The sequence below is a fragment of the Kineosporia sp. A_224 genome (assembly GCF_002198655.1).
Classification (GTDB): Bacteria; Actinomycetota; Actinomycetes; order Actinomycetales; family Kineosporiaceae; genus R-H-3.
Genome location: NZ_MWLN01000110.1, coordinates 56443 through 70575, shown reverse-complemented (window position 1 = coordinate 70575; position 14133 = coordinate 56443). Strand labels below are relative to the sequence as shown.

The following is a 14133-nucleotide window of genomic DNA, read 5'->3' as shown; positions in this document are numbered from 1 at the left end:
GTCCGACTCGCTCAGGCACCCGCTGCGTACCGTTCCCACCCCGCTGCTGCCGAGATTCCGGTACATACCTGGAGCCTGAGCACCTCCGGCTGGGTCCGCGGGCGCGCCGCCGCTCCTCGTCCGCCGCGCCTCGCTCCCCCGCCGTACGAGATCGCGTCCTGCACCAACCGGGGTGGATTCGTCGGACGACGCGGGCGGCCGAACGGCGGACGCCGCAGCGGCTGCGTGAGCGGAGGGCGGGCCTACGGTGGAGCCATGTGTGCGTCGTCCGACCGGCCCGAAGAGGCCTTCGCGCGTCCGGACGCGGGGACGGCGACCGGTGTCGGCGTCCTCGTGCTCGCCGGGTCGAGCGGGCGCATCGAGACGCAGCGGGTCCGGCTGCTCGCCGCGGCGGGGGCGGTCGCGTCGTCCGTGCGGTGGTTCGGCGGGGCGGGGCAGCCGCCGGGGATCTGCGAGGTGCCGTTGGAGACGTTCGCCGCCGCGCTCGACCGGCTCGCGCCGGAGTGCGACCGGCTCGCCGTCCTGGGGACCTCGAAGGGCGCCGAGGCCGCGCTGCTGCTCGCCGCGCACGACCGGCGGGTCGCCGTCGTCGCGGCGTTCGCGCCGACGCACGTCGTGTGGGCGAACGTCGGCGCGGGGACCGACGGCCGGGACCGCCCGCAGCGCTCCTCGTGGACGCTGCGCGGGACGCCGCTGCCGTTCGTCCCGTACACGGACGACTGGGAGCCGGACACCGACCCGCCCGCCTACCGCGGCGCCTACGAGGCGAGCCTCGAGCGCTACCCGGGCCAGGTCGAGCGGGCCGCGGTCGGGGCCGAGCGGATCCGTGGCGACGTGCTCCTCGTCGCCGGTGAGCAGGACGCCGTCTGGCCCGGCGCCGACTGGGCGCGGCGCATCGCCGACCGGCGGGGCGAGCACGGCCTGCCGACGACCGTCGTCGTCGAGCCCGGCGCCGGGCACCGCGTCCTGCTGCCCGGGGAGACCAGACCGCAGGGGTCCAGGCCGCTCGCCTACGGCGGGTCGGACGACGCCGACCGCCGGCTCGGCGAGCGGGCCTGGACCGAGCTCGTGCGGATGTTGCCGCTGCGGCCCTGAGCCGGACCCGGCCCCCCGCGGGGCCGGATCGGCTACTTGGCAGTCCCTCTTCGGTAGACCAGCCCGTCCGCCGCCGGCATCCGCAACCGTTGTGACGCCAGGGCGAGCACGAGCAGCGTCGTCACGTACGGGGTCGCCGTCGTGAACTGCTGCGGCACGGTGTCGGTGAACAGGTACAGCGCCAGGACGGCGGCCGCCACGACGAGCGCACCCGCACCCTGCACGACCTTGCGGCTGTAGAGCAGCCAGCCGCCGAAGAGCGCCAGCCCGATCGCGAGCGCGAGGAAGAGCGCGTGGACGCTCGTCTCGCCCTGCCGCAGCTGGAGCGCGTCGGTGAAGCCGAACAGGCCCGCACCGGCGAGCAGCCCGCCCGGCCGCCAGTTGCCGAAGATCATCGCGGCGAGGCCGATGAAGCCGCGGCCGCCGGTCTGGCCCTCGCGGTAGAAGTTCGACGCGACGAGCGACAGGAACGCGCCGCCGAGACCGGCGAAGCCGCCGGAGATGACGACCGCGAGGTACTTGTAGAGGTACACGTTCACGCCGAGCGACTCGGCGGCGTACGGGTTCTCGCCGCACGACCGCAGCCGCAGGCCGAACCTCGTACGCCACAGCACGAACGCGGTCGCGGGCACGAGCAGGACGCCGAGCAAGGTCACCCAGGAGACCTCCGTGACGAGGCCGCCGAGCACCCCGGCCACGTCCGACACCAGGAACCAGTGGTGCCCCTCGACGGAGAGCAGCGCGTCGGAGAGCCCCGGCACGGTGAACTTGCCCGGCTGCTCGATCTGCGGGCTCTGCGTGACACCGCCCCCCTCGGACCCGGTGAAGATCAGGGCCGAGAGGAACCGCGCGACGCCCGGGCCGAGCAGGTTGATCGCGACGCCGGAGACGATGTGGTCGACGCCGAACGTCACGGTGGCGACCGCGTGCACGAGGCCGCCGAGCGCACCGCCCGCGATGCCCGCGAGCAGCCCGACCCAGGGGCCGTAGTTCAGCGCACCGTAGGCGCCGCACCAGGTCCCGAGCACCATCATGCCCTCGAGGCCGATGTTCACGACACCCGCACGCTCGGACCACAGGCCCGCCAGGCCCGCGAGCAGGATCGGCACCGCGAGCCGCAGCGCCGCACCGGCGGTGCCGGACGACGTGATGTCGTTCGCGCCGGACAGCTGGCGGGTGACGGACAGGATGACGAGGACGGCGACCACCGCGTAGACGGCGGTCCGGGCACCGGACCGCCGGGCGGGGACCTGCTCCGGGGCGTGCACGACGGCGCCCTCGACCCCGGCGCGCTCGTTCGTCAGGCTCATCGCTCCCCTCCCGTGTCTGCGGTGGCGGTGGCCGGCGGGACGGCGGGCGGCGCGGCGTTCTCCGTCGACATGACGCGCCGCTGCTCGGTGGCCACCCCGATCCGGCGGACGATCTCGTAGGCGACGACGACCGCGAGGACGACGGCGCCCTGCATGATCGTGACGATCTCCTTCGGGATGCTCTCGATGTCGAGGATCTGGTTCGACACGTCGAGGAAGCCCCAGAGGATCGACGCGAACGCGATGCCCACCGGGTTGTTCCGCCCGAGCAGGGCGATGGCGATGCCGGTGAAGCCGATCCCCGACGGGAAGTCCTGGCTGCCGAAGGAGTGCGCGGCACCGAGCAGGATCGGCATCCCGACCAGGCCCGCGACGGCGCCGGAGAGCAGCATCGACGTAAGGACCATCCGCTTGACGTCCACCCCGGACGCCACGGCCGCCGGCTCGCTGCTGCCGGTCGCCCGCAGGTCGAAGCCGAAGCGGGTGCGGGACAGGACGAACCAGTAGAGGACGCCGACGAGCCCGGAGATCACGATGAACCCGTAGATCTCACCGAAGACGACGGTCTGGCTGCCGCCGGCCGGGATGCCGCTCCAGGTGAAGCCCGGGAACCAGCCGGACTCGGGGATCGTCTTCGTGCGCACGACGTTGTTCTCGAGGACCGCGAACACCTGCGGGGTGACGGCCCAGGCGACGATCGCCCCGCCGATGAAGTTCAGCATGATCGTCGAGATGACCTCGCTGACCCCGCGGTACACCTTGAGCAGGCCCGCGATCCCGGCCCAGAGTGCGCCGACGACGACAGCGACCGCGACGATGACGAGGATGTGCAGCGGCTTGGGCAGCGTGAGCGTCGCGCCGACGACGGCGGCGGCCATGGCGGCGATCCGGTACTGACCGTCGACGCCGATGTTGAAGAGGTTCATCCGGAACCCGATCGCCACCGCGAGGGCGGAGAGGAAGTAGCCGGACGCCTTGTTGAGGATGTTCACGACCTGGGCCGGCTCGGTGCCGTACTCCCACATCCGCTGGAAGGCCAGGGCCGGGCTGTGCCCGGCGATGACGAGGACCACGGACGACAGCGCCGCGGCCACGACGAGGGCGACGACCGGCGCGAGCACCGCCAGCCCGGTCTTGCGCGGGTCGAACCGTGGCAGGAACCGCTCCATCAGACGTCGCTCCCCTCGGCGTCGGTCGCGCCGTCCGTGTCGTCGGCCGTCCCCGGCTTCCCGCCGGTCGCAGCGGCCCCGGTCATCGCCGAGCCCAGGTCCTCGGGCGTGACCGTCGCCGGGTCGGCGTCGGCGACGAGCCGGCCGCGCAGGATGACCTTGAGGCTGTCGGACAGGCCGATGAGCTCGTCGAGGTCGGCGCTGATGAGCAGCACCGCGAGACCTTCGGCGCGGGCCCGGCGCAGGTGGTCCCAGATCGCTGCCTGGGCACCCACGTCGACGCCGCGGGTCGGGTGCGCCGCGAGCAGCAGCCGCGGGTTGCCCGACATCTCGCGCCCGACGATGAGCTTCTGCTGGTTGCCGCCGGACAGCGCCGACGCCGTGACGTCGATGGACGGCGTCCGGACGTCGTAGTCCCGCACGATCCGCTCGGTGTCCGCGCGGGCGCCGCGCCGGTTGACGAGCGGGCCGCGGGCGTTCGGCGGCGAGGTCTGGTGGCCGAGCATCCGGTTCTCCCACAACGGGGACTCCAGGAGCAGGCCCTGCCGGATCCGGTCCTCGGGGACGAACGCGACGCCCGCGGTGCGGCGCTCCCGGGTCGGGACGCCGGCGAGGTCGCGGCCCTCGAGGACGACGCTCCCCTCGGCGGGCCGGATGCCCATGATCGCCTCGACGAGCTCGGCCTGGCCGTTGCCCTCGACGCCCGCGATGCCGAGCACCTCGCCCGCGTGGATCGTCAGGGTCACGTCGTCGACGACGGGGCGGCCCTCGCGGTCGCGGACGGTCAGGCCCTTGACCTCGAGGACGGCGCGGTCGGTGACCGTCGACTCGCTCGTCTGCGGCGACGGCAGCTCGCTGCCGACCATGAGCTCGGCGAGCTTGCGCGGGGTGACCTCGCTCGGGAGCACGGTCCGCACGGTCGTGCCGCGGCGGATCACCGTGATCTCGTCGGCGACCTTGAGCACCTCGTCGAGCTTGTGCGAGATGAAGATGACGGTGAGGCCCTCGGCCTTGAGCTCCTGGAGGGCGTCGAAGAGCTCGTCGACCTCCTGCGGCACGAGGACGGCGGTCGGCTCGTCGAGGATCAGCGTGCGGGCACCGCGGTAGAGCACCTTGAGGATCTCCACACGCTGCCGTTCGCCGACGCCGAGGTCCTCGACGAGCGGGTCGGGGTCGACGTCGAGGCCGTACCGGTCGGAGATCTCGACGATCTTCTTCCGGGCGCCCTCGATGTCGAGCCGCCAGCCGCGCCGGGGCTCGCTGCCGAGGACGACGTTCTCGAGCACCGTGAGGTTGTCGGCGAGCTTGAAGTGCTGGTGCACCATGCCGATGCCGGCCTTGATCGCGTCGGCCGGGGTGTGGAAGGTGACCGGCGACCCGTCGACCTCGATGGTGCCCTCGTCGGGGCGCTGCATCCCGTAGAGGATCTTCATGAGCGTCGACTTGCCCGCGCCGTTCTCGCCGACGATCGCGTGCACCGTGCCGCGCGCGACCTTCAGCGTGACGTCGGAGTTCGCGACGACACCGGGGAACCTCTTCGTGATGCCGTTCAGCTCGACCGCGGGCACGGTCGTCGCGGGTCCGGCGGCCGTGGTGGACCGCTCGGGGTGCTCGCTCATGGGCCTCCTTGCGCCGGCACGGGCCACCGTCGCCGGCGGTGCGTGGAACGACGACGACGGGCCCGGGGGAACCGTAGCGCCCCTGGGCCCGTCGCGTGCTGTCAGATCATGACCACCCCGGACGGCTCACGCCGTCCGGGGTCGCCATCACTTGGCCGGCTCGGCCGGGACCTTGATCTCGCCGGAGACGATCTTCGCCTTGTACTCGTCGAGCTTGGTGGCGATGTCGTCGACCTGGCCGCCGGACGTCGAGTAGCCGACGCCGTCCTTCTTCAGGTCGAAGACCTGGACGCCGGTCAGCGGCGCCCCGTCCTTGAACGACTTGATGAAGTCGAACACCGCGACGTCGACACGCTTGAGCATCGAGGTCATGATGACCGGCTGGAGGTCGGCCGCGGCCGTCTGGTACTGGTCGCTGTCGACGCCGATGGCGAGCGCCTTCTTGGCCTTCGCGGACTGGAAGACACCGGTGCCGGAGCCGCCGGCCGCGGCGAAGATGATGTCCGCGCCCGCGTCGTACATGCCGTTCGCGGTCTCGGTGCCCGCCGCCGGGTCGTTGAAGCCCTTGCAGTCCGGCGGGTTCGACAGGTACTTGACCTGGACCTTGATGTCCGGCTTGACGGCCTTGGCGCCGGCGGTGAAGCCCGCCTCGAACTTCTGCAGGAGCGGGATGAGGCAGCCGCCGATGTAGCCGACGTTGCCCGACTTGCTCTTGAGGGCGGCCGCCGCGCCGACGAGGAACGAGCCCTCGTTCTCGGCGAAGACGAGGCCGGTCACGTTCGTCGCGCCGTCGACCGTCGAGTCGATGATGCCGAACTGCGTGTTCGGGAACTTCGCCGACACGTTCTTCAGGGCGGTGCCGTAGAGGAACCCGACCGCGATGACCGGGTTGTAGCCGGCCTGCGCGAGCAGCGTGAGGCGGGCCTCCTTGTCGGCGTCCGTCTCGCCCTGGGTCGCCGAGAGCTCCTTGATCTCGACGCCGAGCTCGGCCTTGGCCTTGTCGAGGCCGGCGGCGGCGGCGTCGTTGAACGACTTGTCGCCGCGGCCGCCGATGTCGTAGGCCAGGCCGACCTTGAGCGCCGCGGCGCTCGAGGTCGTCGCGGCCGGGGAGCCGGACTCGGTGGTCGTGCCGCCACCGGCGGAGCTGGTGCTGCCGCACGCGGCCAGCGCGAGCGCGGCGGTCGCGACCACCGCGGCAAGCTTCGTCACCCGACGCAAGGGTGTCTCCTTAAGACTCGGGGTGTCGCGCCGTCCGCGCCGCAAAGCCGTAGGCCCCGGGCGGTCCGCCGCGTCGTTTATGCGCCCGACCCTAGTGGCCGCAGGTGACGCGCAGGGGGTTCCGCGGCACGGGGTGGCCGAACTGTGACCACCACAACTGACGGTTCGCCCCGGCGCCGATCAGCACAACCTGCCAGCCCGGGGCGATCAAGGGGACCTTCCCGACACGCCGGGCGCCCCGCGGGTCGGTCGCCGGTCAGCCGACGCCCGGCTCGCCGAGCGCCCGGACCGCCGCCGCCCCGAGCACCCGGGCCCCGACGAGGACCGCGCGCTCGTCGGCGTCGAAGTCGCTCTGGTGGAGGTCGTAGGTCCGCCCGCCCGGCGTCCGGGTGCCCAGGCGGAGCATCGCGCCGCGGACCTTCTCGAGCATCCAGGCGAAGTCCTCGCCGCCGAGGCTCTGCTCGGCGAGGGTCACGGTGCCGGGCCCGAGCTCGGCGAGCACGGCCTCCTCGACGACGAGCACGGCCTCCGGGTCGTTCACCGTCGGCGGGACGCCGCGCACGACCGTCACGTCGGCGCGGACGCCGTACGGCCGCACGACCTCGTGCACGACCTCGGTGACGAGGGCGCCGGCCTGCGCCCACACGGTCGAGTCCAGGCAGCGCAGGGTGCCCTGGACCTCCCCGACGCGCGGGATGACGTTGGACGCCCCGCCCGCGACGATCCGGCCCCAGACCATCGCGACCCCGGCCCGCGGGTCGAGCCGGCGGGTGAGGATGGCGGGCACCTGGGTGACGACCTGCGCGAGTGCGAAGACGAGGTCCTCGGTGAGGTGCGGGCGCGACGTGTGACCGCCGGTGCCGTGCAGGCGCACGTGGACGGCGTCCGAGGCGGACGTGATGGGACCGGGCCGGGTCGCGACCGTGCCGACGTCGTTGCCCGGGTCGCAGTGCAGCGCGAACGCGCGGTCGACGCCGTCCAGGGCCCCGGCGGCCAGGACGTCGAGGGCACCCCCGGGGTGCACCTCCTCGGCGGGCTGGAAGACGAGGCGCACCCGCCCCGGCAGCCGGCCGAGGGCGTCGAGGTCGGCGAGTGCGAGCCCGGCGCCGAGCACGGCGGTCGTGTGGACGTCGTGACCACAGGCGTGCGAGACGCCGTCCACGGTCGAGCACCAGTCCCGGCCGCACTCGTCGGGCAGCGGCAGCGCGTCCAGGTCGGCGCGCAGCGCGACGACGGGGCGACCGAGGCCGGCGTCCCGCCCGACGTCGCAGACGACGCCGGTGCCGGGCAGCAGCTCGGGCTGCAGTCCCGCGCGCTGGAGCCGCTCGGCGACCCGCTGGGTGGTGCGGAACTCGTAGCGCCCGAGCTCGGGGTGCGCGTGGAGGTCGCGGCGGAACGCGACGAGCTCGTCGGCGTAGGGCGCGAGGACTGTGGCGAGGGTCTGCGTGGACACGGTGATTTCAGGCTAGACCTGTGACGTCGTTCACGCGCCGCGCACACGTCAACTCCGTGTCGCGGTCTTGTAACGCACCACCCCGGAGTTACTAGCGCGTATGACCCGCTTAACCGGTCATACGCGCTAGTAACTCCGGGTGGGGGCGTTAGAAGGAGTCGGCGGGGACGTAGGTGCCCCAGACCCCGCGCAGCGCGTGGCAGACCTCGCCGACGGTCGCCTTCGCGGCGAGCGCCTCCTTCATCGGGTAGAGCACGTTGTCGGTGCCCTGGGCCGCGGCGCGCAGCGCGTCGAGCGCCTTCTCGACCGCAGCGTTGTCGCGCTCGGCGCGCAGTGTCACGAGCGCCTCGCGCTGCTGGGCCTCGATCGTCGGGTCGACGCGCAGCGGCTCGTACGGCTCGTCGGTGTCGATCGTGTACTTGTTCACCCCGACGATCGTGCGGTCGCCGTCGTCGATCTGCTGGGCGATCGCGTAGGCGGAGCGCTCGATCTCCTCCTTCTGGAAGCCCTGCTCGATCGCGGCCACGGCGCCGCCGCGGTCCTCGACGGCCTGGATCAGGGCGAGGATCTCGGTCTCCAGCGCGTCCGTGAGCGACTCGACGACGTACGACCCGGCGAACGGGTCGACGGTCTTCGTCACGTCGGTCTCGTACGCGATGACCTGCTGGGTGCGCAGCGCGAGGCGGGCCGCCTTCGTCGTCGGGAGCGCGATCGCCTCGTCGTAGGAGTTCGTGTGCAGCGACTGCGTCCCGCCGAGGACGGCGGCCAGCCCCTGGAGCGCGACCCGCACGAGGTTGACCTCGGGCTGCTGCGCGGTGAGCTGGACGCCCGCGGTCTGGGTGTGGAACCGCAGCATCTGCGACTTGGGGTTCGTCGACCCGAACTCGTCGCGGACGATCTTCGCCCAGACCCGGCGCGCGGCGCGGAACTTCGCGACCTCCTCGAGGAGCGTCGTCCGCGCCACGAAGAAGAAGGAGAGCCGGGGGCCGATGTCGTCGACGCCGAGCCCGGCGGCCTGCGCGGCGCGGATGTACTCCTTGGCGTTCGCCAGCGTAAAGGCGACCTCCTGCGCGGGCGTCGCCCCGGCCTCGGCCATGTGGTAGCCGGAGATGGAGATCGTGTTCCACCGCGGCAGCTCCTCGCGGCAGTACGCGAAGATGTCGCTGATGAGCCGCAGGGACGCCTTCGGCGGGAAGATGTACGTGCCGCGGGCGATGTACTCCTTCAGGACGTCGTTCTGGATCGTCCCGGTGAGCTTCGAGCCGTCGATGCCCTGCTCGGCCGCGACGAGCTGGTAGAGCAGGATGAGGACGGCGGCGGGGGCGTTGATCGTCATGGACGTCGAGATCTGGTCGAGCGGGAGCCCGCCGAACAGGACGCGCATGTCCTCGATGGAGTCGATCGCGACGCCGACCTTGCCGACCTCGCCGGTGACCATCGGGTCGTCGGAGTCGTAGCCCATCTGCGTCGGCAGGTCGAAGGCGACCGAGAGGCCGCCCGTGCCCGCGGCGACGAGCTGGTGGTAGCGCTCGTTGGACTCCTTGGCCGCGCCGAAGCCGGCGTACTGGCGCATCGTCCACGGGCGACCGGTGTACATCGAGGGGTAGACGCCGCGGGTGAACGGGTACTCCCCCGGGACGCCGAGCTGCACCGCGGGGTCGAAGCCCGCCAGGGCGTCGGGGCCGTAGAGCGGCTCCATCGGCAGCCCGGACTCGGTCCTCGCGTCAGTCATCCCGACCTCCTCGTCGCGGGCGGCGCACACCCGCCGCACCCTGGTCGAGGCTACCGAGCGCCCTCTCGCCGTACCCAGGACCAACCGGTGTCCCCGCTCACATCACGTGAGCTCGTGGCGGCCCTCGGCCTTGAGCCGGTCGACGATCGCCTTGACCGCCTGGGCGTGCGCGCGGGTCGTCACGAGGACGGCGTCCGGGGTGTCGACGACGACGACGTCCTCGAGGCCGATGACCGCGATGACCCGGCCGGACGACGGGACGACGAACCCGCCGGCGTGCGCGGACAGCACGTGGGCGCCGTCCCCGAGCACCGAGACCCGGAAGTCCCCGGAGGCCGTGCTCGTGCCGCCGCCCTCGCTGCCCGCGGTCTCGGCGACGAGGTCGGCGAGCGCGGCGAAGTCGCCGACGTCGTCCCAGCCGAGGGCCGCAGGGACGACGGCGACCCGGCCCGCGGCGGCGGCCGGCTCGGCGAGCGCGTAGTCGATGGCCACCTTCTCCAGGGTCGGCCAGACCTCGGCGAGGACGGCGTCCCGGCGGTCGGTGTCCCAGGCCTCGGCGATGGTCTCCACGCCGGCGGCGAGCTCGGGCCGGAACTGCGCGAGCAGGTCGAGCAGGACGTCGGCGCGGGCGACGAACATGCCGGCGTTCCAGCGGTACGTGCCCTCGGCGAGGTACGCGGCGGCGGTCGCGGCGTCCGGCTTCTCGACGAAGCGCTCGACGACGTGCGCGGACGGCGCCCCGTCGACGCCGAGCGGCGCCCCGAGCCGGATGTAGCCGAACGCCGTCGACGGGTGGTCGGGCTCGATGCCGATCGTCACGACGTAGCCGCCCGCGGCCGCGGCGATCGCCTCGCCGACCGCGGCGTGGAAGGCCGGGACGTCGCGGATCACGGCGTCGGCGGCGAACGAGCCGACGACGGCGTCCGGGTCCCGGCGGCGCACGACGGCGGCCGCGAGGCAGATCGCGGCCGTCGAGTCGCGCGGCGACGGCTCGGCGAGCAGGTTGCCGACGGGCAGCGCGTCGAGCTGGGCGGCGACCGCCTTCGCGTGCGCGGCCCCGGTGACGACCAGGACGCCGTCCGCGCCGGCGAGCGGCACGAGCCGGTCCCAGGTCTGCTGCAGGAGGGTGCGCCCGCTCCCCGTGAGGTCGAGGAGGAACTTCGGGTGCCCCGCTCGGGACAGCGGCCAGAGCCGGGTCCCCGCACCGCCCGCGGGCACGATCGCGAAGAAGCCGGCCCGTCCGCCACCAGACGTGTCAGTCACGGGACCCACCGTAGTGGCGGGCCGGGACCGGTGCCGGTGGTGCGCACAGGACGTGATCGCGGGCACTCGCCCGGCCGGACGGGTTAGCCTCGGTCCGTGGGGAGGGCTCTGGTGGCGCGCGCCGCCGTCCGCACCGCCGCCGCCGCCGCGGCGCTCGGCCTGCTCGTGCTGCCCGCCGCCGGTCCGGCGGACGCCGCGACGACGACCCCCACGACGCCCGCGGTGCGGGCCACGACCCCGGCCGGGCCGCCCGCCGTGCCGGCGCAGCCGCCCCGCTGCGCCAACGCCATCCAGGTCGTCGTCGGCACCGCGACGTCGCCACCCACGCCGCTGCCGCGCCCGACGTCCGCCGTCGGCGGCGCGGCCCTGTCGGCCCCCGGCGTGCAGGTGTCGGTGCCGCCCGGTGCCGCGCAGCCGCCGGTGCTGCCGGCCGCTGCGTGGGTCGTCGCGGACGCCACGACCGGCGCCGTCGTCGCGTCGTGCAACGCGCACGTCCCCTTCATGCCGGCGAGCACGATCAAGATCCTCACCGCGCTGGCGCTCGAGGCGAAGGTGGACCCGAGGTCGACGTACGTCGCGCTCGCCGCGGACGCCCAGTCGGACGGCACGAAGGTGGGCCTGTCCCCCGGGTCGACGTACACCGGTGACGACCTGTGGCACGGCCTGCTCATGGCGAGCGGGAACGACGCCGCGCACGCCCTCGCCGACCTCGCCGGCGGCCCGACGGCGTCCGCGGAGCTCATGGCCGCGGAGGCCCGCAGGCTCGGCGCCCTCGACACCGTGCCGGTGAACACGAGCGGCCTGGACGCTCCGGGCCAGGTCACGAGCGCCTACGACCTCGCGCTCCTGGGGCGGGCGGCGCTGGCCCGTCCGTACCTGGCGAAGATCATGACGACCCGCACGTACGCGTTCCCGGGCAAGGGGATCGGCAACGGCAAGGCGCGCAAGCGGTTCCAGATCCAGAACCACAACCGGCTCCTCGGCAGCTACACGGGCGCGACCGGCGTGAAGAACGGCTACACGGTCAAGGCCGGCGGCTCGTTCGTCGGGGCCGCGACCCGCGGCGGGCGCTCGTACGTCGTCACCGTGCTGCGCGCCGACGGCCGGACGTCGGAGATGGCCCGGCAGCTGCTCGACTGGGCGTTCGCCACCGCCCCGACCGCACAGCCGGTCGGCCGGCTCGTGAGCCCCGAGGACGTCGCGGCCGGCCGGCTCGGGGACGGCGGCACCCCCGGTGCGACGCTCAGCCCGGGCGCGACGCCGACCTCCCCCGGCGCGGTGACCCCGACACTCGGACAGGTCACCACGCCGCCCACCGCCCCGTCGTCGACGGCCCTGCCGACGCTCGGGACCGACACCGGCACCGCCGGGGCGACGGCCGACGCCTGGGCGGCCGGCGTGGTCCTCGGAGCCGTGGCGGCCTTCAGCCTCGTCAGCGCCGTCCTCGTGCTGCGACGCGCACGGCAGCGGCAGGCCGAGGGCGACACGATCGTGCCCGGGCTGCTGCTGCGGCGGCTCGGTGGGCGCGGGAAGCCGGGCGCGGACAGGGATGCAGAGAAGGGCGACGGCGGGGAGGCACCGGCGGGCGAGGCCGTCGGGGTCGAGGACGCCGGGGCCAAGGACGCCGAAGGCAAAGACGCCGAAGGCAAGGACAAGGCGCGCGAGGACAAGGCGCCCACCGACGTCGAGCCGACCGGACCGACGGTGTCGGCGGTCGCCGACGCCGCACCGACTCGCGAGCCGACGTCGTCGTCCGCCGGAGCCGACGCGGCCCCCGGCAAGGCCTTCCCCGAGCTCGAGGGCCTCGGGCTCTCGGATCCCGGCTCCTCGAAGAGCTGATCGGCTCCACTCGAACATGATTCGAACACGTGTTCGACTTCTGGTCTGGTTCTCGATAGGATCGGATCATGGTCGGGAGGGTGCGCGGGAACAGGTCGAGGCCCAGCGATGTGGTCGCCGGGTCCGGTCTCGACCTGCTCGACGGCGACCTTCTGGTCGACCCGCTCGGTGGCCGGATCCACCTGAGTGCCGAGGATCTGGCGGGTTGTCCGAGCGACGAGGACGACACGCAGCGGGCACTCGCGGATGCTCATGCGGAGCGGTTGGCGGATGCGTGGTGGGCGGATCCGGTGGCGGCGCAGGCTGACTGGGACGCGCAGCTCGCTGCCGTGTACGCGCTGGTCGCGGCCGATGACCGGCGGGACGCGGTCGGGCGGCGCGTAGTGCTCGACGGTGATCCCGGGCTGGGTTCGTTGGCGGCGGCGATGGAGGTCCTGGACGGGGCGGCGGCGTGGACGCCGACGCAGGCGGGTGTGGACGGGTTCGTCGACGTGCTGCAGGACGCCGCGGTCGCGGCCGCCGCCGCGGGGCGGCGGCTGGAGAACCTGATGCTGTGGCTGCAGGTCGCCCACACCGGCACAGTGCTCACGGCGAGGATCGGGAACACCCCGTCCCTGCCCCGCAAGACCCGCACCGGGCGGGTCCTGAACGACGACCCGGACGACCAGGACGCCATGGTCGACGACGAGGTCGCCGTCGAGGTCGCGGTCGCCGCCGGGATCACCCGGAGCCGGGCCTCCTCCCTCGTCGAGGCAGCCGGCGCGCTGGTCATCGACGGGAGGCTGCCGCTGACCGCGCAGGCCCTGCAGCACGGCCGCCTCGACTGGCCGCGGCTGCGCCTGGTCCTGTCCCGCACGCGTGGGCTGACCGCGCAGGCGGCGCAGGCCGTCGAGGCGCTCGTCTACGCCACCTGCGGCGTCCTGGACGGTGGCACCCGGCGGTTCGAGAACGCCCTGACCGCCGCCGTCCTCGCCGTCGACCCCGACGCGGAGGCCCGGCGCCGTGAACGCACCCGGAAGGGCCGCCGGGTCAGCATCCAGACCGGCGACGACGGTGAGGCGTTGTTCACCGCGGTCGGCCCGGGGGAGGCCGTCGCCGCCGCCTACAACGGCCTCGACGCCGCCGCCCGCTACCTGCGCCAGAACGGTGACCCGCGGACGTTGGACCAGCTCCGGCACGACCTGTTCGTCACCGGCTGCACCAGCGGCTACCTCCCCGTCCCCGCCGGCGTGCTCCCCGTGCCGGCCGGGTGTGTCCCCACCGCAGGCGCGGCGACCAGGTCCGTGTCCGAGCCGGGGCTGCCGGACACGTTCAGGAACGCCACGAGAGCGACCGGCAGCAGCGGCAGCAGGACGGCCGACGCGACGACCCGCACCAGCGGTGCCTCCCGCACCAGCGAAGACACCAGCACCGGCACCAGCGACGACACCGGCAC

Annotated in this window: 10 protein-coding genes; 3 read left to right on the top strand and 7 right to left on the bottom strand. The window is 73.6% G+C overall.

The features are described from left to right. The first annotated feature begins 255 nt into the window (after positions 1-255). Positions 256-1095 carry an acyl-CoA thioester hydrolase/BAAT C-terminal domain-containing protein gene (locus tag EDJALFJO_RS09485; RefSeq protein WP_088284522.1) on the top strand — a complete coding sequence of 280 codons (840 nt, stop codon included), beginning with the start codon at positions 256-258 and terminating at the stop codon, positions 1093-1095. 32 nt (positions 1096-1127) lie between these two features. Here the strand turns inward: EDJALFJO_RS09485 and EDJALFJO_RS09480 are convergent, their stop codons facing one another. The 7 genes from EDJALFJO_RS09480 to EDJALFJO_RS09450 form a co-directional block, all read right to left on the bottom strand. After that, a complete protein-coding gene (locus EDJALFJO_RS09480) occupies positions 1128-2405 on the bottom strand; it encodes an ABC transporter permease (protein WP_088284520.1) in 1278 nt (425 codons plus the stop codon). Continuing rightward, a complete protein-coding gene (locus EDJALFJO_RS09475) occupies positions 2402-3562 on the bottom strand; it encodes an ABC transporter permease (protein ID WP_369812506.1) in 1161 nt (386 codons plus the stop codon). The genes EDJALFJO_RS09480 and EDJALFJO_RS09475 overlap by 4 nt, the downstream gene beginning before the upstream one ends. Positions 3563-3573: 11 nt before the next feature. Next, positions 3574-5193 carry an ABC transporter ATP-binding protein gene (locus tag EDJALFJO_RS09470; protein WP_088284515.1) on the bottom strand — a complete coding sequence of 540 codons (1620 nt, stop codon included), beginning with the start codon at positions 5191-5193 and terminating at the stop codon, positions 3574-3576. A 147-nt stretch (positions 5194-5340) separates the two neighbouring features. Continuing rightward, positions 5341-6402 (bottom strand): BMP family protein, encoded by a 1062-nt coding sequence (locus tag EDJALFJO_RS09465; protein WP_198950163.1) that lies wholly within the window; start codon positions 6400-6402, stop codon positions 5341-5343. 265 nt (positions 6403-6667) lie between these two features. After that, positions 6668-7864, bottom strand: coding sequence for an amidohydrolase (locus EDJALFJO_RS09460; RefSeq protein WP_198950162.1), 1197 nt, complete (start codon positions 7862-7864; stop codon positions 6668-6670). Between the two features lie 148 nt (positions 7865-8012). Then, entirely contained in the window at positions 8013-9596 is a 1584-nt protein-coding gene (locus EDJALFJO_RS09455; protein WP_088284533.1) for a methylmalonyl-CoA mutase, read from the bottom strand. Between the two features lie 102 nt (positions 9597-9698). Then, positions 9699-10868: a mannose-1-phosphate guanylyltransferase gene (locus tag EDJALFJO_RS09450; RefSeq protein WP_369812505.1), complete on the bottom strand. Its 1170-nt coding sequence runs from the start codon at positions 10866-10868 to the stop codon at positions 9699-9701. An 87-nt stretch (positions 10869-10955) separates the two neighbouring features. Here EDJALFJO_RS09450 and EDJALFJO_RS09445 point away from each other — a divergent pair, with 87 nt between their 5' ends. Together EDJALFJO_RS09445 and EDJALFJO_RS35960 are read left to right on the top strand one after the other, a co-directional pair. Next, positions 10956-12698: a D-alanyl-D-alanine carboxypeptidase family protein gene (locus tag EDJALFJO_RS09445; RefSeq protein ID WP_143448403.1), complete on the top strand. Its 1743-nt coding sequence runs from the start codon at positions 10956-10958 to the stop codon at positions 12696-12698. A gap of 68 nt (positions 12699-12766) precedes the next feature. Further along, positions 12767-14133, top strand: a 1367-nt coding sequence (locus EDJALFJO_RS35960; RefSeq protein WP_143448404.1) for a DUF222 domain-containing protein, incomplete at its 3' end; no start/stop codon positions are given.